This window comes from Aeromonas sp. ASNIH7, from assembly GCF_002903485.1.
Taxonomy (GTDB): Bacteria; Pseudomonadota; Gammaproteobacteria; order Enterobacterales; family Aeromonadaceae; genus Aeromonas; species Aeromonas caviae.
Window position 1 is genome coordinate 645785 of sequence record NZ_CP026226.1, and the last position, 19311, is coordinate 665095.

Genomic DNA, 19311 nt, shown 5'->3' on the forward strand with positions numbered 1-19311 from the left:
GGAAACGAATGGTCAAGTCTCTCGTCATCGCAATGGCATCCAGCCTCGTCTTGTCGGCTCAGGCCGCCGACTGGAGTTTTCTCCAGACCGAATCGGACAACCCGCTCTACGTCAAAAGCTATTCCGGCGTATTGCTCGGCAACCAGAGCCACCTGGGCGACAACTTCGACCTCTGGCTCATCAATACCGGCTATCAATACCCGCTTCAGGATGACATCAGCCTCTACATGGAGGCCGGCCCCGCCATCGGCCCCCAGAGCGGGCAGGCCGGGTTCAATATCAGCTCTGGGGTGCGCTATCGCCTCTCCCCGTCACTCAACATCGGCAGCCAGCTCAAGCAACTGGAGGTGAGCAAGGCCAGCACCCTGGTTGAGCTCAACAGCAGCCTGCTGGTGACCCCTTCCCTGGCCATCACCGCCAATTACGGACTCAGCGCCTTCAGTACGGAACACTTTCTCACTCTGGGAGTGGGCTTCAACTTCTGAGGCTCAGAGGAGCCTGGCGCCGCTCACCAGCACACCGTTGAGGTCGGCGTAGACATAGTCGCCGGGCGCTATGGTCACACCGGCAAAAGAGACCACGGCATCCAGCGTGCCCAGACCCCGTTTCTCTGTCTTGACCGGGCAGGGGGCCAGGGCCTTGACCCCCAGCGCCAGGGTCGCCAGCGTCCCCACATCCCGCACGGCACCATTGATGAGGATCCCCTCCCACCCCTGCTCCACCGCCTTGATGGCCAGCTGATCCCCGAGCAGCGCCCGACGCAGGGAGCCGCCCCCGTCGATCACCATCACCTTGCCATGGCCGGGACGATTGACCAGATCACGCACCAGGCTGTTGTCTTCAAAGCAGGAGAGAGTCACGGCCTCGCCGTAAAACAGCGCCTTGCCGCCATAGTCGTGAAACAGGGGGTCAGCGATCCTAAGGGCATCGCCATGTTCATCGCAAAGGTCGGGCAGCAGGTCCAGCATGATCATCATCCTTCCATGGAGTGAAATGTGTCAGCTCATTCTTTCATCATGTCGGGGCGCTGACAATCCACCGACCGGGTGCCCTGTCCGGATGGCGGGGGGCCATGTCAGCCCTAAGGCCTGAACCGCCAGCGGGACGCAAGCGCCCCCAGATGACAGGGCGTCCCTTCCAGCAACACGGGCACCAGCCAGAGCTCTCCTTCACGCACCCAATAGAGGGCATTCTGGCCAAATCGGGCGGCCAGCCGGATCGCCTCTGGCTGCGAAAGCGGCAACAACAGAGACGCCTCCTGCCAGCGCTCATCCTCATCGCTCCCCCAGACCTCTCCCATGACGGGACACTCGCCCACTTGCCGGACAAGGGCTCGCTGGCGACGGGCATTGCGGCGCAGCCCCACCCACCGGCTGGCCGGGTTCCAGGCCGTGACAATGGCATAGGCTGGGCAACTGGGAGGCGCAAAGGGGGCGATGAAGCACACTTTTCTGTAGTTTTCCCACAAAGTCATGTCAACCACATGTTACATCCCATTACATTTATTAAGGGCGAAAAAGCGGGTCAGCCCAAGTATGATGCAGCGAACTCGGGGATTGACTTATATCAAAGCTGAGTTAAAAAGTTGCTATCTGACGGCAAAGAGTGTTGTTATGCGCCTGTTAACTGATAAAATGCAGCAACTTTTGTAATGGACTACCTCTCCGGGCTTCTCTTGTTCAGACTTGTTGAGAGCCCATGTACGGCACAGGGATGCTTGCCGACATAGTTACCAAATTCGCGATGATTCGACCTGATATTCATACCCAGGATGACGTAATAAATTTTCAGGACCGGTCGGATAACGCCAAAGAGTGTTAAAATTTCGATAATTAACTGATAAGAATCTGGGAATACTCATGCAAACACCACATATTCTGATCGTCGAAGACGAGCTGGTCACCCGCAACACCCTCAAGAGCATCTTCGAAGCCGAAGGCTACATCGTGCTGGAAGCCAACAACGGTGACGAGATGCACCAGGCCCTGACCAGCCACACCATCAACCTGGTGATCATGGACATCAACCTGCCGGGCAAGAACGGCCTGCTGCTGGCGCGCGAGTTGCGTGAAGATGACAACATCGCCCTGATGTTCCTGACCGGTCGCGACAACGAAGTGGACAAGATCCTGGGGCTGGAGATCGGCGCAGATGACTACATCACCAAGCCGTTCAATCCCCGTGAACTGACCATCCGTGCCCGCAACCTGCTGAGCCGCACCATGAACGTGGCCGCCGGTGGCGAAGAGAAGAAGCTGGTGGAACGTTATCTGTTCAATGGCTGGGCCCTGGACATCAACAGCCGCGCCCTGGTCAGCCCGGCTGGCGACATGTTCAAGCTGCCCCGCTCCGAGTTCCGCGCCATGCTGCATTTCTGCGAGAACCCGGGCCAGATCCAGACCCGTGCCGAGCTGCTCAAGAAGATGACGGGCCGCGAACTCAAGCCCCACGACCGCACCGTGGACGTGACCATCCGCCGTATTCGCAAGCACTTCGAGAGCGTGGGCGACACCCCGGAGATCATCGCCACCATCCATGGCGAAGGCTATCGCTTCTGCGGCGAGCTGGAGCAGGAGTAATCCTCCCCACTCCCGAGTTGAAAAGGCGCCCTGTGGCGCCTTTTCCATGTCTGCAAGTCGCCCCCAGGCAACTTGCCCCTCAAAAAATGCACAACAAAAAGCCCACTCGCAGGAGTGGGCTTTTTGTGTGAAGACTGGAGCGGGCAGCGGGAATCGAACCCGCATCATCAGCTTGGAAGGCTGAGGTAATAGCCATTATACGATGCCCGCTAGGCATCAAAACGTACTTGGTGTGATGGGGAATCCCCACGACAGACAGCCATCTGGCTGATATGGACAACGGCGCGTGCCGCTATCTGGAATGTGGAGCGGGTGATGGGAATCGAACCCACGTATGCAGCTTGGGAAGCTACCGTTCTACCATTGAACTACACCCGCGTCAGTGGCCTCTACTATATGCATTTTGCCGCCGAGCGCAATCACCGACCTCGCATTTTTTGCCATAAATCAAGCTGTTCGGCCAACTAATGAGCATGAAGCCGATTTTTCACACAATGATGTTCCTCCGCCCGGTTCTGCAAGGTTGCCAAGCCGTGGGGGCGACGATAGTCTTGCGCCACTCGTTTGAGGAGGGTGGTAATGGACAAGAACAGACAGAAACATCTCTATGGCTGGTTGCGCAAACAATCGGGCCATGGTCGGCGCTGGATCGGCATCTCCATCGCCTTCGGGCTGGGTCAGGGCGTCCTGATGGTGATGCAGGCCTGGTTGCTGGCGAGCCTGCTTCACGGTTTCATCATCGAAGGCTCCACGCCGGAGCACTCCGCCCCCCTCTTCATCAGTCTGTTGCTGGTGACCCTGACCAAGGCGGCCCTGGCCTATGGCCGCGAGGTGGCGAGTTTCAAGGCGGGCAGTGCGGTGCGCCAGGCCATCCGCGAGCTGGTGCTCACCCGCCTCGCCAGGCTCGGCCCCGCCTATATCCAGCGTCGTCCCGCCGGTAGCTGGGCCAGCCTGCTGCTCGAGCAGATCGAAGAGATGCAAGACTTCTTCTCCCGCTATCTGCCCCAGATGGCCATCGCCGTCTTTATTCCCCTGGTGATCCTGGTCTCCGTGTTCCCGGTCAACTGGGCGGCGGGCCTCATTCTGCTCGGCACCGCCCCCCTCATTCCTCTCTTCATGATCCTGGTGGGGGTGGGTGCCGCCGATGCCAACCGCCGCAACTTCCAGTCGCTGGCGCGCCTCTCAGGCCACTTCCTCGATCGCCTCAAGGGGCTGCGCACCCTGCAGCTTTTCATGCGCACCCGGGCGGAAGGGGAGGCCATCCGCGATGCATCGGAAGATTTTCGCGAGCGCACCATGGAGGTGCTGCGCCTCGCCTTCCTGAGCACGGCCGTGCTGGAGTTCTTCGCCGCCATCGCGGTGGCCCTGGTGGCCGTCTACTTCGGTTTCTCCTACATCGATCACCTCAACTTTGGCAGCTATGGCGTCAAGGTCACCCTCTTTACCGGCCTGTTCGTGCTCTTCCTCGCCCCCGAGTTCTACGCGCCGCTGCGGGAACTCGGTGCCCACTATCACGCCAAGGCACAGGCCATTGGCGCAGCCGAACAACTGCTGGAATTTCTCGAGGCCGACGTGAGCGAACCCGCCTCCGGGACGCTCCCCTTCCATGCGGAGGGCCCCGTCAAGGTAGAAGCCCGCAGCCTGGAAGTGCTGAGCGCCGAGGGCAAGGTGCTGGTCGGTCCCCTCGATTTCACGCTGGAAGCCGGCACGCGCACCGCCCTGGTCGGCATCAGCGGCGCGGGCAAGAGCTCCCTGGTCAATGCCCTGCTCGGTTTTGCCCCCTATCGCGGTTCCCTGTGCGTCAACGGAGTGGAGCTTCGTACCCTGGACATCAGCCAGTGGCGCCAGCAGCTAGGCTGGCTCTCCCAGAATCCCCAACTCTTCCACAGCTCCCTGCGGGACAACCTGCTGCTGGCCAGACCATCCGCCAGCGACGCCGAGCTGGAATCCGCGCTCAAGCGCGCCCAGGCCTGGGAGTTCGTCAACGAGAAAGGGCTGGACTATCGGGTCGGGGATCAGGCAGGCGGTCTCTCCGTCGGCCAGGCCCAGCGCATCGCCCTTGCCCGTACCCTGCTCAAGACGACCCAGATGATGGTGCTGGATGAACCCACTGCCAGCCTGGATCGCCATTCTGAGCGAGCCGTCATGAGCGCCCTCGAACAGGCCGCACAAGGTCAGACCCTGCTGATGATCACCCACCGCCTCGATCAGCTCAGCCAGATGGACAACATCCTGGTGCTGGCGCACGGCAAGCTGGTGGAGCATGGACGTTTTGCCGCACTCGGCGAGGCCCAGGGCCCCTTCGCCCGCCTCCTGTCGCAATCCCAAGGTTTCGGAGACTCTCTCGATGACTGATCTATTGCCGTTCCTGCGCCTTTATCGCCAGCACTGGCTCAGCCTCTCCATCGGCCTGCTGCTGGCCCTGGTCACCCTGGTGGCCGGCATGGGCCTGCTCTCCCTCTCCGGCTGGTTCCTCTCCGCCGCCGCCGTCGCCGGGCTGGCGGTCGCCACCCGAGACACCTTCAACTACATGACCCCTGCGGGGGGCGTGCGTTTCTTCTCCATCGTGCGCACCGCCAGTCGCTGGGGCGAGCGGGTCGTGAGCCACGACGCCACCTTCCGGGTGCTGACCCGGCTGCGGGTCTGGTTCTGGCAAAAGCTCTCCCCCCTCTCCCCCGGCTCCCTTGCCGGTTTTCGCCAGGCTGACCTGCTCAACCGTCTGGTGGCCGACATCGATGCCATGGATCACGTCTATCTGCGCCTCATCACCCCCATTGGGGCGGCACTGCTGAGCTGCGCCGGGCTGGTCTTCTTCCTCTCCTTCTTCGATGGTCGCCTGGCGCTGACGCTGGGAGCCATTCTGCTCTTTGGCATGCTGGCCTTGCCCCTGGTCTTCTATTTTGCCGGGCGCGCGCCGGGCCGTCAGCTCATCGCCGAGAAGTCCAACCTGCGTACCCGCATGGTGGACTATCTGGACGGCCAGGCCGAACTGCAGATGTTCGCCGCCGCTCCCGAGGCGCTCACCGGATTGCAGCAGGCGGAGCAGGCCCTGATCCGGGCCCAGGCCCGCATGGCCCGCGTCAGCGGCCTGGCCGCCTTCTCGGTGCAGTTGCTGAGCGGCTGGACTCTGACCCTGATGCTCTGGCTGGCCGGTCACGGCGTCGGTGGCAATGCCCCTGACCCCATCACGGCACTCATGGTGTTCGCTACCCTGGCGAGCTTCGAGGCGCTGCTGCCGCTGGCCGGTGCCTTTCAGCACCTCTCCACCAGCCTCACCTCCGCCCGCCGTCTCAACGAGATCCTGCAAGAGGCCAAGGCGCCGGAGTGGGGCGCACAGCAAGCCCCCGCTGCCCGGGGTGCCGTGCAGATAAGCGACCTGCATTTCACCTATCCAGGCCAGGATGCACCCGTGCTGCAAGGGTGCACCCTGCAACTGCATGCCGGGGAGAAGCTGGCGCTGCTGGGGCAGACCGGCTGTGGCAAGTCCACCCTGATGGGGTTGCTGACCCGGGAATGGACGGCCCTATCGGGGGAGATCCTGCTCGATGGCAAGCCCCTCACCGATTACAGCGAAGAGGCGCTACGCGCCTCCTGCTCCGTGGTGAGCCAGCGGGTCCACCTGTTTGCCGATACCCTGCGTGGCAACCTCACCCTGGCCGCCCCCGGAGCCAGCGACGAACGGCTCATCGAGGTACTCACCCAGGTGGGGCTCGGAACTCTGCTGCGCGATGAGGGTGAGCAGGCAGAACAGGGGCTGGATGCCTGGCTCGGGGATGGCGGGCGTCCGCTCTCCGGTGGGGAGCGCCGCCGCATCGGCATCGCCCGCGCCCTGCTCCACGATGCACCGCTCTGGCTGCTGGACGAGCCCACCGAAGGGCTCGATACCCAGACCGAACGGGAGATCATGGATCTGCTGCTGACCCTGGGGGCGGATCGCACCCTGCTGCTCATCTCCCACCGCCTGCTGGGGCTGGAACGGATGGACAGGGTAGCCCTGATGGAAGAGGGTCGCATCCGTCTGTGTGCCCCCCACCAGGAGCTGCTGGAAGATGATCACTACCGCAGCCTGCACCGGCGACTGGCCCCCGCCTGATCCGGGGTCGTCTCGCTACAATCCATTGATATGGCTAAAAATGGGGCTGGTCGCCATCGGCGACTGCCCCCTATAATGGCCCACTCGCCACCCAACAAGATGCCGATATGAAACGCCTGATCCTGATGATGCCCCTGATTGCCTCCGGTTGCGCCGACTTCGCCTTCAACAGCAATCTGGACAAGGAAAACTTCGACGAGTACTTCAAGCCGGGGAGCGTGCGGATCTACGAGCAGAGCGAGCTCGCCGACCTCAACTACCTCTATCTCGGCACTGTCGAGGGGGAATCCTGCCAGAGCGATGCCAATCAGGCGGTGCCCAATGCCGGTGAAGCCCGCACCCTGGCCCGCCGCCGCGTGGCGGACATGGGGGGCAACGGCGTCAGCTTCGACAAGTGCGCCGAGTTCAGCGACGTGCCCGGCTGCCTGAAGCAGGTGATCTGCTACGGTCAGGCGCTGAAAGTGGCCGAAGAGAAGTAAGTCCTGCCATGGCGATCGCCATCGTGCGACTCGGCAGCCCCCGCCTCGAGGATGAGGGGCTTCGCATCGGCACCGTGCGTCGCCCCCCTCGCGGCGTGCCCAAAGCGGCGTTCGCCAGCCAGGATTGGTACGACGTCTGGTTCCCCAATCTGGCCCCCAGCGCCGAGACCATGAAACTCGGTCAGACTGCCGACACCCCGGCCCGGTGGACCGCCTTCTGCAAGCAGTACAAGGCCGAGATGGCCACCCCGGCCGCGAAGCACGATCTGGCCCTGCTGGCCGCCCTCTCCCACACCACCCATTTCTCGGTGGGGTGCTACTGCGAACAGGAGTCCCGCTGCCATCGCAGTGTGCTGAGAACCCTGCTGGCCGAGGCGGGGGCATTGCTGCGCTGAGCCCCGTCATGGATGAACACCCCACATGAGAAGAGGGCACCCCGGGGTGCCCTCTTCTTTATGATGCCGGCTAGTACGCATTCGATGACAAGGAAACCTCCACTCGTCGTCGCAAGGCCTGTTCCTCATCAGGGGTCATGCCCGGCAGCGGCCCCCGGGGGTTGCTGGCAAGCCATACCACCAGATCGTCAACCGTCTCCTCCAGGGGGCGAAAGTTCAGCCCATGGACGATGGCGGCCTCGGCGCTGATGGTGCCATACCCTGCATACTCGGGCAGCTCGCTTGGCAGCAGCGTGGGATAGCTTTGCCAGGGCGCCACCCCTGCCGCCATCAGGTCACGCCAGGGAGCCCACTCGAGCTGCAAGGGGGTCACTGGCGTCAGCCGGGCAGCGAGGCGCTCCACCCAGTCGTTCAGTGCAATGCCGGGCTTGATCAGGTTGAAGCACCCAGCGAGTCGCTGCTCGGCAGCCCGCAGCACGAACTCGGCGCAGTCGCGCACATCCAGGTATTGCAGCCTGTCCTCCCCCAGCCCCGGCAAGAGCCAGGGCCCGCCCCGCTGCACCCGCCTCACCCACCAGGCAAGACGAGCTGTCGGGTCAAAGGGGCCGCAGAGCACGCCGGGGCGCAGGGTGCACAGGCGATCTCCCCAGCGGGCGCGATACACCGACTCGCACAGCACCTTGAGGGGGCCGTAGTCGGTGGGCGCTCCTGCCATCTCGTGCAGGGGGGCCGACTCATCCATGCCGGGTTGGGAAAAATCGCGATAGACACTGATGGTGGAGATGAAGATGAGCCGATCGCAGCGCCCCAGCAGGGCGTCAGAGAGCCCTTCGGCCTGTTCGGGGCGATAGCAGCAGGTGTCGATGACCAGATCCCAGTGCCGCCCTTCGCCCCGCAAGGGGGCCAGGTCCCCGTCTCTGTCCCCGTGAAGCTGGGTCAGCTCCCGCCAATCCGGGTGCTGGCGGTGGCCGCGATTGAACAGCGTCACCTCGTGCCCCCAATCCAGGGCCAGCGTGGTCAGGTGGCGACCCAGAAAGCCGGTGCCGCCGATAATCAACAATTTCATCCCTGTCTCTCCTCTATGGCGCCCTCTCCTTGCAGCCCCTCCACGGGCAGCCGAAACGGCCATGGCCTGGCATGGTGAGCACACGCCCTGATGCCGCCAGGCATATCGTCATGGTGCGGGCAGCAGATTCCTTGTCCGCTCCCCCGCCACCCCTTTTGCCGCCCCACCCTACGCAAGTTGGCACCAGGACACAGCCCCCTGGCACCGGGTCTGGGATCGGGATCACAGGGGCCGCGTCCTGGTACTCCCCCTGCGTTTTCGGCGTGCCTGTGCTACATTGCCCGGGTTTTCAGCCAGGATCCGCCATGAAGTTCGATATCGATACCCTAGGGATCATCCGCTCTCCCTACAAGGAGAAGTTCGCCATACCCCGCCAGCCCGGCCTGGTCAGCGCGGCTCGCGCCCGCCTCGAACTGCTTCCTCCCTACGATCAGCCCGATGCGCTGCGCGGCATCGAGCAATTCTCCCATCTCTGGATCAGCTTCGTGTTTCACCAGACCATGGATCAGGGCTGGCACCCGACGGTGCGCCCGCCGCGCCTCGGCGGCAACGAGCGGGTCGGGGTCTTTGCCACCCGCTCCACCTTCCGCCCCAACCCCCTTGGCCTCTCCGTGGTCGAGCTGCACGGGGTGGGACGTGAGCGCGGCAAGCTCTGGCTCGAGCTGGGCGCCGTGGACTTGCTCGACGGCACCCCCGTCGTCGACATCAAGCCCTATGTCCCCTATGCCGACAGCCTGCCCCACGCCCGTGGTGGTTTCGCCCCCGATGCCCCCACCCCGCCGCTGGCGGTGAGCTTCAGCGCCCAGGCCGAGCAGCAGCTCGCCCCCTGGCTCAAGGCCCACCCGGAGCTGCGTGAACTGGTGAGGGAGGTGCTGGCTCAGGATCCCCGCCCTGCTTACAAGAAGGGCAAGCCGGATGACAAGGTGTACGGTGTCAGATTGTTCGATGTGAACGTGCGATTTCAGATAAAAGAACCGCAATGTCAGGTGCTGACCATCGAACCCGCTTGAAAAAGCCTCTCGGGCAGCATGAAAAAAGCCACCTCCCGGGTGGCTTTTTTATGGGCAAAACAGGGTACTCAGCGCCGCTGCAGCAGCAGGCTGCCGATGGAGTAACCGGCCCCAAAGGAGCAGAGCACCCCGCGAGCCCCGCTCGGCAGATCCTGGTTGAAGAGGTGGAAGGCGATGATGGAACCCGCCGAGCTGGTGTTGCCGTAGCGGTCGAGGATGACAGGCGCCTCCTGCTGGCTGGCGTCATGGCCCAGCAACTTGCGACCGATGAACTGGTTCATGGTCAGATTCGCCTGATGGAGCCAGAGCCGGCTCAAGCCATCGGCCGCCCATCCCTGCTCCGCCAGCTGGGAGGCTATCTGATCGCACACCAGGGGCAGCACCTCCTTGAACACCTTGCGCCCCTGCTGGCGGAACAGCTTGTCGTCGCCGTAGCGGGTGCGCGGGCTGAGCCGGTTCAGGAAGCCGAAGTTGTTGCGGATGTTGTTGGAGTACTGGGTCACCAGCTTGCTGGCCACCAGTTGCCAGGGGTTGGCCACCTGGCAATCGGCCTCCCGCTCCAGCAGCACGGCGGTACAGGCGTCGCCGAAGATGAAGTGACTGTCCCGATCGCGGAAGTTGAGGTGACCCGAGCAGATCTCCGGATTGACCACCAGCGCCAGCCGGGCGGTGCCTGCCGCCAGCATGTCTGCGGCGGTCTTGATCCCGAAGGTGGCGGAAGAGCAGGCCACGTTCATGTCGAATGCCAGGCCGCTGGCGCCGAGATAGTGCTGCAATTCAATGGCCAGCGCCGGGTAGGGGCGCGGCAGGTTGGAGGCGGCGACGATGACAAGATCGATCTCCCCCGGTTCACGACCGGCGGCGATCAGCGCCTGCTCGGCGGCCGCCACCGCCATCTCCACCATGATGGAGGGCTGATCGTCCGGGCGCTCCGCCATGAGCGGTTGCATGATGTCGGGATCCAGCACCCCCTCGCTGCTCACCAGATAGCGGCTCTTGATGCCGGAGGCCTTCTCGATGAACTCGCAGCTCGAGTGCTGCTTGGCAGGCAGCTGCCCTGCATCGATGGCGGAGGCGTTCTCCTCGTTGTAGAGATCCACGTACTGGTTGAAGGCCGCCACCAGCGCTTCATTGCTGACGGCAAAGGGAGGGGTATAGAGGCCTGAGCCACTGATTACGATAGAGGTCATCTTTGCTCCTGGCCGGGTGCAATCCCGGCTTGTCTGTTTTTTAGGGTTCAGAGGGTCACAGCTGGTCGATGGCCGCAGCCAGACCCGCCAGGGTCAGCGGGTGCATCCGCCCGCCGATCAATTCGTTCATCAACTTGATGGAGGGGTGCCACAGCCACTCCTGCCTTGGCAGCGGATTGACCCACACCATCTTGGGGAAATGTTGTTGCAGGCGCCCGAGCCACACCTGGCCGGGCTCCTCGTTCCAGTACTCTACGCTGCCACCTGGCCAGGTGATTTCATAGGGGCCCATCTTCGCATCCCCCACCACCATCACCCTGTAGTCGCTGCCGTAGGTGCGCAGCAGCCGCAGGGTATCGAACCGATCATCAAGGCGCCTGGCATTGTCCTGCCAGACGAAGTCGTAGAGGCAGTTGTGAAAATAGAAGAACACCAGGTGCTTGAACTCGTGGCGCAGGGCCAAAAAGAGGCGCTGCACCTCGGCCACATGGGCATCCATGGAGCCCCCTACGTCGAAGAAGACCAGCAGTTTGACCCCGTTGTGGCGCTCGGGTCTGAGCTTCACATCGAGCCAGCCTTGCCTGGCCGAGCTTTGGATGGTGTCGTCGAGATCCAGCTCGTCGGGATTGCCCCGGCGCACCCAGCGTCTGAGCTTGCGCAGGGCGAGCTGGATGGCGCGCTGCCCCAGGGGCGAGTCGTCACTGAAGTTGCGAAAGTGGCGCGCTTCCCACACCTTGGTCGCCCGCCCGTGCTGACCCTCTCCCCCCATGCGGATCCCTTCCGGGTGATAGCCGCCGTGACCGAACGGGCTGCTGCCCCCGGTGCCGACCCACTTGTTGCCGCCGGCGTGACGCTCCTTCTGCTCGTTCAAGCGCTGGTTGAGGGTCGCCAGCAGCTTGTCCAGCCCGCCAAGGGATTGGAGCAACGCCTTCTCCTCGGCGCTCAATAGCCGCTCGAACTCCTGGCGCAGCCAGTCGTCAGGCAGGCTCTCCGGCAACAGGGGGATGGCGGGCAACCCTTCGTAATACTCGGCGAAGGCGCGATCGAAGCGATCGTAGTGCGCCTCATCCTTCACCAGCAGGCAGCGGGATAGCTGGTAGAACTCGTCCATGTCGAGGCTGGCCAGCCTGGCCGCCAGCGCCCCGTGCAGGTCGAGCAGCTCCCGCAGGCTGCAAGGAAGCTTGTGGCGGCGCAGATGGGTAAAAAAGTCGATCAGCATGGGTCAGCTGCCGCGTCTGGCCAGAAAAGCGAGCTTCTCAAACAGATGCAGGTCCTGCTCGGTCTTGAGCAGGGCGCCGTAGAGGGCAGGCACCAGTTTGCCCGGCTCGCGGGTGCGCAGGGCTTCGGGGGCGATGTCGTCGGCCAACAACAGCCGGATCCAGTCCAGCAGCTCCGAGGTGGACGGCTTTTTGCGCAGCCCCTCTACCTCGCGCAGCTCAAAGAAGAGCGTCATCGCCTCACCGAGCAGGCTCTCCTTGAGGTCGGGGTAGTGGAGCTTGACGATGGCCTGCATCTCGGCCTTGTCGGGGAAGCGAATGTAGTGGAAGAAGCAGCGGCGCAGGAAGGCATCCGGCAACTCCTTCTCGTTGTTGGAGGTGATGATGACCACCGGCCGCTGGCGGGCCTTGACTCGCTCGCCGGTCTCGTAGACATCGAACTCCATCCGATCCAGCTCCAGCAGCAGATCGTTGGGAAACTCGATGTCCGCCTTGTCGATTTCATCGATGAGCAGCACTGGCCGCTGCTCTGCGCTGAAGGCCTGCCACAGCTTCCCCCGGCGGATGTAGTGGCCTATCTCCCCTACCCTGGGGTCGCCAAGCTGGGAGTCTCGCAGCCGGGCGACGGCATCATATTCGTAGAGCCCCTGCTGGGCCTTGGTGGTGGACTTGATGTGCCAGCTGATGAGCTCGGCGCCCAGGGATTCGGCCACCGCCTCCGCCAGCACTGTCTTGCCCGTACCGGGTTCCCCCTTGATGAGCAGCGGCTTCTCCAGCACGATGGCGGCATCGACGGCCATCTTCAGTGCCTGTGATGCGAGATAGCGGTCGCTTCCTGCAAATCCCATGAGATCCCTTCCATTGGATGCCCAGGCAGCGGGAGCCCCCTCGGCAAGAGAGAATAAGTTCTATATGTTGTAATAACATATTGTTATAACGATTCGTCACTTCTCATTCAGAAACCACAGGGTAATCTTGTTTCATCGCCTTAACAAACACAGGGATAGCACCATGAGCAAAATTTTTGAGGACAACAGCCAGACCATAGGCAACACCCCGCTTGTTCGTCTCAACCGTGTTACCAAGGGCCGCGTGCTGGCCAAGATCGAGAGCCGCAACCCGAGCTTCAGCGTCAAGTGCCGGATCGGTGCCAACCTCATCTGGGATGCCGAGAAACGCGGCGTGCTGACCAAGGGCAAGGAGATCATCGAGCCCACCAGCGGCAACACGGGCATTGCCCTGGCATTCGTGGCTGCGGCCCGCGGCTATCCCATCACCCTGACCATGCCGGCCACCATGAGCCTCGAGCGCCGCAAACTGCTCAAGGCCCTGGGTGCCAACCTGGTACTGACCGAAGGTCCCCTCGGCATGAAGGGCGCCATCGCCAAGGCCAACGAGATCCTCGAATCCGAGCCGGGCAAGTACGTGCTGCTGCAACAGTTTGAAAACCCGGCCAACCCGGAAATCCACGAGCAGACCACTGGCCCCGAGATCTGGGACGCCACCGATGGCGAGGTGGATGTGTTCGTGGCGGGCGTCGGCACCGGCGGCACCATCACCGGGGTCTCCCGCTACATCAAGAAGACCAAGGGCAAGGCCATCGTCTCCGTGGCGGTCGAGCCCAGCGAATCTCCCGTCATCAGCCAGAAACTGGCGGGTGAAGAGATAAAGCCCGGTCCCCACAAGATCCAGGGCATCGGCGCCGGCTTCATCCCGGGCAACCTGGATTTGAGCCTGCTGGACCGCGTCGAGCAGGTGAGCAGTGACGAAGCCATCGAGATGGCCCGCCGCCTGATGGAAGAGGAAGGGATCCTGGCCGGTATCAGCTCCGGCGCTGCCGTGGTCGCTGCCAACCGTCTGGCCGAGCAGCCGGAGTTCGAAGGGAAAACGATTGTCGTCATCCTGCCGAGCGCCGCCGAGCGTTACCTCTCCAGCGCCCTCTTCGCCGGTGTGTTCAGCGAGCAAGAATTGCAGCAGTAGTTGATCAGCCAACACCAAAACGACGGCGCTCCTCGGAGCGCCGTTTTCATTATGCGCTAAACTCTCTAGCCACCAGTGCCACTCGGCCCCTTATTTTTTGGGGTAAAATAACAAAATTGGATATGACAAAAAAAGCAGACATTCTGTGATAAATCTCATATCCTGTGCGGCGTCACGAGGTGTTTGCTGGCAAGGTATCACAAGGTAACAAAGTGTTATTTTTCGTTATAAAATAATTTCAGGCCAGTCCTGACGCGGCTTGCAGCCTGATAGCGAAAAAATACCTGGCCACGACGCCGAATACTGCACAGAAAATTGACCTGGATTAAACCATTGCAGGTCTGATTTCGTTACTTTACAACATATCCATACTGACACGGTGAGACAGGAAGCCTCATTGGCGACCATCTCTCCAAACAATATCAATAATATGGGGTGAAACCATGTACGAGAAGTCTGTTGTTATTACTGCTGAAAACGGCCTGCACACCCGTCCTGCAGCTCAGTTCGTGAAAGAAGCCAAAGAATTCCAAAGCGAGATCACTGTGGTCTCCGGTGGCAAATCCGCCAGCGCCAAGAGCCTGTTCAAGCTCCAGACCCTGGGTCTGACCAAAGGCACCAACGTGACCATCCAGGCTGACGGCCCGGACGCTCAGAAAGCCGTTGAGAAGCTGGTTGCCCTGATGGACGAGCTGGAGTAATCCAGCTTTATTCCTCCCCCACAGTCGTTTTAATAGGAAGGATTATGATATCTGGCATTCTTGCGTCCCCCGGTATCGCATTCGGCAAGGCGCTTCTTCTGAAAGAAGATGAAATCGTTATCAATCAGGGCAAGATTCCCGCCGAACAGATTGATGCCGAGATCAACCGCTTCCTCGAAGCCCGCACCAAGTCAGCCGCACAGCTGGAAGCCATCAAAGAGATGGCCGGTCGCACCTTCGGTGAAGAAAAAGAGGCCATCTTCGAAGGCCACATCATGCTGCTCGAAGATGAAGAGCTGGAAGGGGATATCAGATCCTTCATCAAAGAACACAAGGCCTCTGCCGACAGAGCCGTTCACGAGGTGATCGAACAGTACGCCAAGATGATGGCCGATCTGGATGACCCCTATCTGCGTGAGCGCGCCACCGACTTCCGTGACATCGGCACCCGTCTGGTCAAGAACGTACTGGGCATCGCCGTTGTCAACCTGAGCACCATCGACGAAGAGGTCATCCTGGTCGCCAAAGACCTGACCCCCTCTGAAACCGCTCAGATCAACCTGAAATACGTGCTGGGCTTCGTCACCGACATCGGTGGCCGTACCTCCCACACCTCCATCATGGCCCGCTCCCTGGAGCTGCCGGCCGTCGTGGGCACCAACGACATCACCGAGCGCGTCAAGAACGGTGACATGCTGGTGCTGGATGCGATCAACAACCAGGTCATCATCAACCCGACCGCCGACCAGTTGAACGAAGCCAAGAAGTTCCAGGCCCAGTTCCAGGCCGAGAAGGACGAGCTGGCCAAGCTCAAAGACCTGCCTGCCATCACCCTGGATGGCCACCAGGTCGAAGTGTGCGCCAACATCGGGACCGTCAAGGACACCGAAGGTGCCATCCGCAACGGCGCCGAAGGCGTGGGTCTGTACCGTACCGAGTTCCTGTTCATGGACCGTGACGCGCTGCCGACCGAAGACGAACAGTTCAAGGCTTACAAAGAAGTGGCCGAAGCCATGCCGGATCAACCGATCATCGTCCGTACCATGGACATCGGCGGCGACAAAGAACTGCCCTACATGAATTTCCCGAAAGAGATGAATCCCTTCCTGGGCTGGCGTGCCGTGCGTATCTTCTTCGATCGCACCGACATCATGCACGCCCAGCTGCGGGCCATCCTGCGTGCGTCTGCCTTCGGCAAACTGCGCATCATGTTCCCGATGATCATCTCCGTCGAAGAGTTCCGCAGCCTGAAGGCTACCGTGGAGACGCTGAAAGCCGAACTGCGTGCCGAAGGCAAAGCCTTTGATGAATCCATCGAAGTGGGTATCATGATCGAGACCCCGGCCGCGGCCGTGATGGCTCATCATCTGGCCAAGGAAGTGGATTTCTTCAGTATCGGTACCAACGACCTGACCCAGTACACCCTGGCTGTCGACCGTGGTAACGAGATGATTTCCGCCATGTACAACCCGCTGTCACCCTCCGTCCTGACCCTGATCAAGATGGTGATCGACGCTTCCCATGACAATGGCAAGTGGACCGGTATGTGCGGTGAACTGGCTGGTGACGAACGCGCCACCCTGCTGCTGCTGGGTATGGGTCTGAATGAGTTCTCCATGAGCGCCATCTCTGTACCGCGTATCAAGAAGCTTATCCGCAACACCAACTTCGAAGATGTGAAGGCCATGGCCGACCAGGCGCTGAGCTTTGCCACCGCCGCCGAAATCGAAGCGTGCGTAGATAACTTTATTAAGCAGAAGGCAGTCTGCTAAGATCGGCTGCAAACAGCGACAATCATCTCTAGGAGCTTTTACTATGGGTCTGTTCGACAAACTGAAGAAACTGGTTTCCGACGACAGTTCTGACACTGGCGGCATCGAAATCTTTGCTCCGCTGTCCGGCGAAATCGTCCCCATCGAAGATGTGCCTGACGTCGTCTTCGCCGAGAAGATCGTCGGCGACGGCATCGCCATCAAACCGGCCGGCAACAAGATGGTTGCTCCGTGCGACGGCACCATCGGCAAAATCTTCGAGACCAACCACGCGTTCTCTCTGGAGTCCGACTCTGGTATCGAGCTGTTCGTTCACTTCGGTATCGACACCGTCGAGCTGAAGGGTGAAGGTTTCACCCGTATCGCTCAGGAAGGTCAACAGGTCAAGCGCGGTGACACCATCATCGAGTTCGATCTGGCCGTTCTGGAAGCCAAAGCCAAGTCTACCCTGACGCCTGTGGTCATCTCCAACATGGACGAGATCAAAGAGCTGGTGAAGATGACTGGCGCCGTGACCGTGGGCGAAACCCCGGTGATCCGCATCAAGAAATAATGCGCCCTGGCCTGACGCCAGCGACCGCCAAAAACCGAAGCCTGGTGCTTCGGTTTTTTTTTGCCCCTTCCATCTCCCGATACTCCATGGGCTCCCGCACAGGTCAGCATGACGGCAAACAGGCAGAAATGTTATCGAGATCAACACGGGCATAAGCAAGCCGAGTACCCTCAAGAGGGATACCTGCGGGTCCTTTGGCTCGATATGAGACGGGATGAAAAGAGATAAACCGCTTAAGTGGCGAGGAGACAACGATGCTGAGAAATACCGAACAACGTTATGGCAGCCTGAGCATAGGGCTGCACTGGTTGACCCTGCTGCTGATGATCGCCGTCTATGCGCTGATGGAGTTCAGGGACATCTTCCCCAAAGGGTCGGCCGGCCGCGACCTGATGAAGGAGTTTCACTTCATGGTGGGTCTGCTGATCCTGGCGCTGGTGGTCGTGCGCCTGCTGGTGCGCGTGGGTAGCCCTTCACCGCGTATCGTGCCCGAGCTCTCTCCCCTGATGCTCACGCTGGCCAAGCTCGCCCACCTGGCGCTCTATGGCTTCTTGCTCCTCACTCCGCTGCTGGGCTGGCTGCTGCTGAGTGCGGGCGGCAAGCCCATTCCCTTCTTCGGCCTGGCGCTCCCCGCCCTCATCGCCCCCGACGACGGCCTGAAGGGTACCATCAAGGAGCTGCACGAGACGCTGGCCAACATTGGCTATGCTCTGATTGCCCTGCACGCGGCGGCAGCCATCTACCACCACCATGTGCTCAAGGACAACACCCTGACCAATATGCTGCCCGAGCGCAAATAACCAGCGACGGGTTGCACACCAACAAAAAGGCCCCTGTGACAGGGCAATGCTGTTCACTTAAGCGGAGCCGCATTGCGATTTACCGGAAAACGGGTCTTTGATATCTTCACCGCCCTGGGTCTCGATGGCCTGGGGCGTTTTTCTATGAACATGACGCCTATGCAGCCCCGCAACTCCGCCAACCTCCGTGGCGTATGGGCTGGCGATAACGCGCCCGCCATCACTGCCATCTGGTTCGCGATGAACTGACAGGCAAACTTAAAGCTCACCTCATTGGGCGCTCGCTGATGGGCTACGGCGGCCTGGCTGGCCTCCCGCCTGACCAGATTGTATCCAAGCAGCAATCCCCACAGCTCCTGATAGACCAAGTCCACTTTCTTGCTTCTCAGCGTGATGGCGTTGTGCTGCATCGCGCTTTTGATATCCCGGTATCCCAGCTCGATTTCCCAGCGCTCGTGGTACAGGGTCGCCACCTGAGCTGCACTGAATCGCGCCACGGGCAGGGAGGTAAAGACCGTTTTCTCCTTGCCTGCCACCTCATAGGTCACTGCGCGAACTTGCCAGTGTGTCGGCAACGCCGGGTTTTTCTTGCGAGCCTGAGGCGAGACCGTCATTTGCAACAGACGGTCACCGTCGCCATAGCGCTCAAGTTCCGTGTATACCAGCCCCTTGCGTTCCGGGATGAGCCAGTGACGGTCGGTGTCTTCGGCCTGAATACGCAGCAACAGGTCGGCACCGAAGAAGCCTTTATCCAGCAGGGTCACTGACTTGTCCGGCAATGAGTGAATGAACTCGCTGGCCAGGGGGATTTCCCCTTTGCGGTACGGGCTGATGGCCGCGTTGGCAATGACATGCGAGCGGACATTCATGAGCGTGACCAACCGCAGCATCGGGTAGGGTGTCTGCCGGTTGGTTGAGGTGTTACCCGAGCCGAAATGTGCTCTGAGTTCAGGCATATCCTGGGTTCGGAACAGGGCCCCATCGATGGCAAAGACCTGTAAACCGTGCCAATGGTCTTCAGGATAACGTTCCCGCCCCCACACATCGGCGCACTGTTTGAACAGCCACTCGAGCGGCTGTTTGCCGAGTCGCTGACGGGCCTGAGACAGGGCACTGTCCGCGAGCAAGGCATCATTGGCCAACCCTTCTGCACAGATGTTGAGGCGCCGAGCGACCTCGGAGATGGGCTCATTGCGGAAAAAGGCCATCCCCACGACGAGCCACAAGACCATATCAGAAGGTAAGCGGCGTCGGCGGATAGTGGCCTTTTCAGACAAGGCGGCAGCGGCAGTAATCCATTCGTCGGGAATATGGTCGGCAAAAATGGCCAGCCGAGCCAGCATGTCGCCAGATGCCTCAACAACATCGTTCAGATCGTTTGCAATAGACATAAAAAAATCCGGAACCAGTGATTGGTTCCGGATTGTCCTACAGCAGAAGGATCGGTCAATGGATCCTTAACTGATCAGCATTGCC

The 19311-nt window shown here is 61.1% G+C and carries 19 protein-coding genes and 2 tRNA genes; 12 read left to right on the top strand and 9 right to left on the bottom strand.

Annotated features, from left to right (window positions below; translation table 11 throughout):
- The first annotated feature begins 8 nt into the window (after positions 1-8).
- On the top strand, positions 9-485 hold the full coding sequence (locus C2U47_RS02855) for a hypothetical protein (RefSeq protein ID WP_010673584.1): 477 nt from the start codon (positions 9-11) through the stop codon (positions 483-485).
- Between the two features lie 3 nt (positions 486-488).
- On the opposite strand, the gene C2U47_RS02860 is transcribed toward C2U47_RS02855, so the two are convergent.
- Together C2U47_RS02860 and C2U47_RS02865 are read right to left on the bottom strand one after the other, a co-directional pair.
- A complete protein-coding gene (locus tag C2U47_RS02860; protein ID WP_029314019.1) occupies positions 489-968 on the bottom strand; it encodes a putative 4-hydroxy-4-methyl-2-oxoglutarate aldolase in 480 nt (159 codons plus the stop codon).
- Between the two features lie 113 nt (positions 969-1081).
- On the bottom strand, positions 1082-1474 hold the full coding sequence (locus C2U47_RS02865; protein WP_010673582.1) for a DUF3293 domain-containing protein: 393 nt from the start codon (positions 1472-1474) through the stop codon (positions 1082-1084).
- 385 nt (positions 1475-1859) lie between these two features.
- Between C2U47_RS02865 and arcA the strand changes: the two genes are divergently transcribed.
- Positions 1860-2579 carry a two-component system response regulator ArcA gene (gene arcA, locus C2U47_RS02870; RefSeq protein ID WP_010673581.1) on the top strand — a complete coding sequence of 240 codons (720 nt, stop codon included), beginning with the start codon at positions 1860-1862 and terminating at the stop codon, positions 2577-2579.
- Between the two features lie 135 nt (positions 2580-2714).
- On the opposite strand, the gene C2U47_RS02875 is transcribed toward arcA, so the two are convergent.
- Both C2U47_RS02875 and C2U47_RS02880 read right to left on the bottom strand, forming a co-directional pair.
- Positions 2715-2789 (bottom strand) — tRNA-Gly (locus tag C2U47_RS02875).
- A 94-nt stretch (positions 2790-2883) separates the two neighbouring features.
- A tRNA-Gly gene (locus tag C2U47_RS02880) sits at positions 2884-2957 on the bottom strand.
- 201 nt (positions 2958-3158) lie between these two features.
- Here C2U47_RS02880 and cydD point away from each other — a divergent pair.
- The 4 genes from cydD to C2U47_RS02900 all read left to right on the top strand — a co-directional run bounded on the left by cydD (position 3159) and on the right by C2U47_RS02900 (position 7546).
- Positions 3159-4934, top strand: coding sequence for a heme ABC transporter permease/ATP-binding protein CydD (gene cydD, locus C2U47_RS02885; RefSeq protein WP_010673580.1), 1776 nt, complete (start codon positions 3159-3161; stop codon positions 4932-4934).
- Positions 4927-6672 (top strand): heme ABC transporter ATP-binding protein/permease CydC, encoded by a 1746-nt coding sequence (gene cydC / locus C2U47_RS02890; RefSeq protein ID WP_029314015.1) that lies wholly within the window; start codon positions 4927-4929, stop codon positions 6670-6672. The genes cydD and cydC overlap by 8 nt, the downstream gene beginning before the upstream one ends.
- Before the next feature lie 107 nt (positions 6673-6779).
- Positions 6780-7151, top strand: a complete 372-nt coding sequence (gene rcsF, locus C2U47_RS02895; RefSeq protein ID WP_010673578.1) for an Rcs stress response system protein RcsF — start codon at positions 6780-6782, stop codon at positions 7149-7151.
- Positions 7152-7159: 8 nt separating this feature from the next.
- Positions 7160-7546 (top strand): DUF488 domain-containing protein, encoded by a 387-nt coding sequence (locus C2U47_RS02900; protein ID WP_010673577.1) that lies wholly within the window; start codon positions 7160-7162, stop codon positions 7544-7546.
- Positions 7547-7616: 70 nt separating this feature from the next.
- Here C2U47_RS02900 and C2U47_RS02905 read toward each other — a convergent pair whose 3' ends face one another.
- The gene (locus tag C2U47_RS02905; protein ID WP_010673576.1) at positions 7617-8612 is read right to left on the bottom strand and encodes an NAD-dependent epimerase/dehydratase family protein; all 996 of its coding nucleotides are present in this window, start codon (positions 8610-8612) and stop codon (positions 7617-7619) included.
- 305 nt (positions 8613-8917) lie between these two features.
- On the opposite strand from C2U47_RS02905, the gene tsaA reads away from it, so the two are divergent.
- Positions 8918-9622 (top strand): tRNA (N6-threonylcarbamoyladenosine(37)-N6)-methyltransferase TrmO, encoded by a 705-nt coding sequence (tsaA, locus tag C2U47_RS02910; protein WP_010673575.1) that lies wholly within the window; start codon positions 8918-8920, stop codon positions 9620-9622.
- A gap of 68 nt (positions 9623-9690) precedes the next feature.
- On the opposite strand, the gene C2U47_RS02915 is transcribed toward tsaA, so the two are convergent.
- From C2U47_RS02915 to C2U47_RS02925, 3 genes are read right to left on the bottom strand one after another with little or no spacing between them, the layout of a single operon-like run.
- On the bottom strand, positions 9691-10812 hold the full coding sequence (locus C2U47_RS02915) for a beta-ketoacyl-ACP synthase III (RefSeq protein ID WP_010673574.1): 1122 nt from the start codon (positions 10810-10812) through the stop codon (positions 9691-9693).
- A 55-nt stretch (positions 10813-10867) separates the two neighbouring features.
- Complete coding sequence (locus C2U47_RS02920; RefSeq protein WP_010673573.1) at positions 10868-12031, bottom strand: vWA domain-containing protein; 1164 nt, start codon at positions 12029-12031, stop codon at positions 10868-10870.
- 3 nt (positions 12032-12034) lie between these two features.
- A complete protein-coding gene (locus C2U47_RS02925) occupies positions 12035-12877 on the bottom strand; it encodes an AAA family ATPase (RefSeq protein WP_010673572.1) in 843 nt (280 codons plus the stop codon).
- Between the two features lie 163 nt (positions 12878-13040).
- Between C2U47_RS02925 and cysK the strand changes: the two genes are divergently transcribed.
- The 5 genes from cysK (at position 13041) to C2U47_RS02950 (ending at position 17835) form a co-directional block, all read left to right on the top strand.
- Positions 13041-14009 carry a cysteine synthase A gene (gene cysK / locus C2U47_RS02930; RefSeq protein ID WP_010673571.1) on the top strand — a complete coding sequence of 323 codons (969 nt, stop codon included), beginning with the start codon at positions 13041-13043 and terminating at the stop codon, positions 14007-14009.
- 443 nt (positions 14010-14452) lie between these two features.
- Positions 14453-14710 carry an HPr family phosphocarrier protein gene (locus C2U47_RS02935; protein WP_005303128.1) on the top strand — a complete coding sequence of 86 codons (258 nt, stop codon included), beginning with the start codon at positions 14453-14455 and terminating at the stop codon, positions 14708-14710.
- A gap of 44 nt (positions 14711-14754) precedes the next feature.
- Entirely contained in the window at positions 14755-16482 is a 1728-nt protein-coding gene (gene ptsI / locus C2U47_RS02940) for a phosphoenolpyruvate-protein phosphotransferase PtsI (protein WP_010673570.1), read from the top strand.
- 43 nt (positions 16483-16525) lie between these two features.
- Positions 16526-17035, top strand: coding sequence for a PTS glucose transporter subunit IIA (crr, locus tag C2U47_RS02945; RefSeq protein WP_010673569.1), 510 nt, complete (start codon positions 16526-16528; stop codon positions 17033-17035).
- A 254-nt stretch (positions 17036-17289) separates the two neighbouring features.
- Complete coding sequence (locus C2U47_RS02950; RefSeq protein ID WP_010673568.1) at positions 17290-17835, top strand: cytochrome b; 546 nt, start codon at positions 17290-17292, stop codon at positions 17833-17835.
- A 53-nt stretch (positions 17836-17888) separates the two neighbouring features.
- Here C2U47_RS02950 and C2U47_RS02955 read toward each other — a convergent pair whose 3' ends face one another.
- On the bottom strand, positions 17889-19226 hold the full coding sequence (locus tag C2U47_RS02955) for an IS4-like element ISAeme15 family transposase (RefSeq protein ID WP_041205253.1): 1338 nt from the start codon (positions 19224-19226) through the stop codon (positions 17889-17891).
- Positions 19227-19311 lie beyond the last annotated feature (85 nt).

Excerpts from the sequence above, each read along its gene's own strand:
- C2U47_RS02905 (WP_010673576.1), bottom strand. The coding sequence starts at position 8,612 with ATGAAATTGTTGATTATCGGCGGCACCGGCTTTCTGGGTCGCCACCTG.
- C2U47_RS02855 (WP_010673584.1), top strand. The coding sequence starts at position 9 with ATGGTCAAGTCTCTCGTCATCGCAATGGCATCCAGCCTCGTCTTGTCG.
- ptsI (WP_010673570.1), top strand. The coding sequence starts at position 14,755 with ATGATATCTGGCATTCTTGCGTCCCCCGGTATCGCATTCGGCAAGGCG.
- rcsF (WP_010673578.1), top strand. The coding sequence starts at position 6,780 with ATGAAACGCCTGATCCTGATGATGCCCCTGATTGCCTCCGGTTGCGCC.
- C2U47_RS02955 (WP_041205253.1), bottom strand. The coding sequence starts at position 19,226 with ATGTCTATTGCAAACGATCTGAACGATGTTGTTGAGGCATCTGGCGAC.
- crr (WP_010673569.1), top strand. The coding sequence starts at position 16,526 with ATGGGTCTGTTCGACAAACTGAAGAAACTGGTTTCCGACGACAGTTCT.
- cydD (WP_010673580.1), top strand. The coding sequence starts at position 3,159 with ATGGACAAGAACAGACAGAAACATCTCTATGGCTGGTTGCGCAAACAA.
- C2U47_RS02915 (WP_010673574.1), bottom strand. The coding sequence starts at position 10,812 with ATGACCTCTATCGTAATCAGTGGCTCAGGCCTCTATACCCCTCCCTTT.
- tsaA (WP_010673575.1), top strand. The coding sequence starts at position 8,918 with ATGAAGTTCGATATCGATACCCTAGGGATCATCCGCTCTCCCTACAAG.
- C2U47_RS02925 (WP_010673572.1), bottom strand. The coding sequence starts at position 12,877 with ATGGGATTTGCAGGAAGCGACCGCTATCTCGCATCACAGGCACTGAAG.
- C2U47_RS02935 (WP_005303128.1), top strand. The coding sequence starts at position 14,453 with ATGTACGAGAAGTCTGTTGTTATTACTGCTGAAAACGGCCTGCACACC.
- C2U47_RS02950 (WP_010673568.1), top strand. The coding sequence starts at position 17,290 with ATGCTGAGAAATACCGAACAACGTTATGGCAGCCTGAGCATAGGGCTG.
- cysK (WP_010673571.1), top strand. The coding sequence starts at position 13,041 with ATGAGCAAAATTTTTGAGGACAACAGCCAGACCATAGGCAACACCCCG.
- C2U47_RS02860 (WP_029314019.1), bottom strand. The coding sequence starts at position 968 with ATGCTGGACCTGCTGCCCGACCTTTGCGATGAACATGGCGATGCCCTT.
- arcA (WP_010673581.1), top strand. The coding sequence starts at position 1,860 with ATGCAAACACCACATATTCTGATCGTCGAAGACGAGCTGGTCACCCGC.
- cydC (WP_029314015.1), top strand. The coding sequence starts at position 4,927 with ATGACTGATCTATTGCCGTTCCTGCGCCTTTATCGCCAGCACTGGCTC.
- C2U47_RS02920 (WP_010673573.1), bottom strand. The coding sequence starts at position 12,031 with ATGCTGATCGACTTTTTTACCCATCTGCGCCGCCACAAGCTTCCTTGC.
- C2U47_RS02865 (WP_010673582.1), bottom strand. The coding sequence starts at position 1,474 with ATGACTTTGTGGGAAAACTACAGAAAAGTGTGCTTCATCGCCCCCTTT.
- C2U47_RS02900 (WP_010673577.1), top strand. The coding sequence starts at position 7,160 with ATGGCGATCGCCATCGTGCGACTCGGCAGCCCCCGCCTCGAGGATGAG.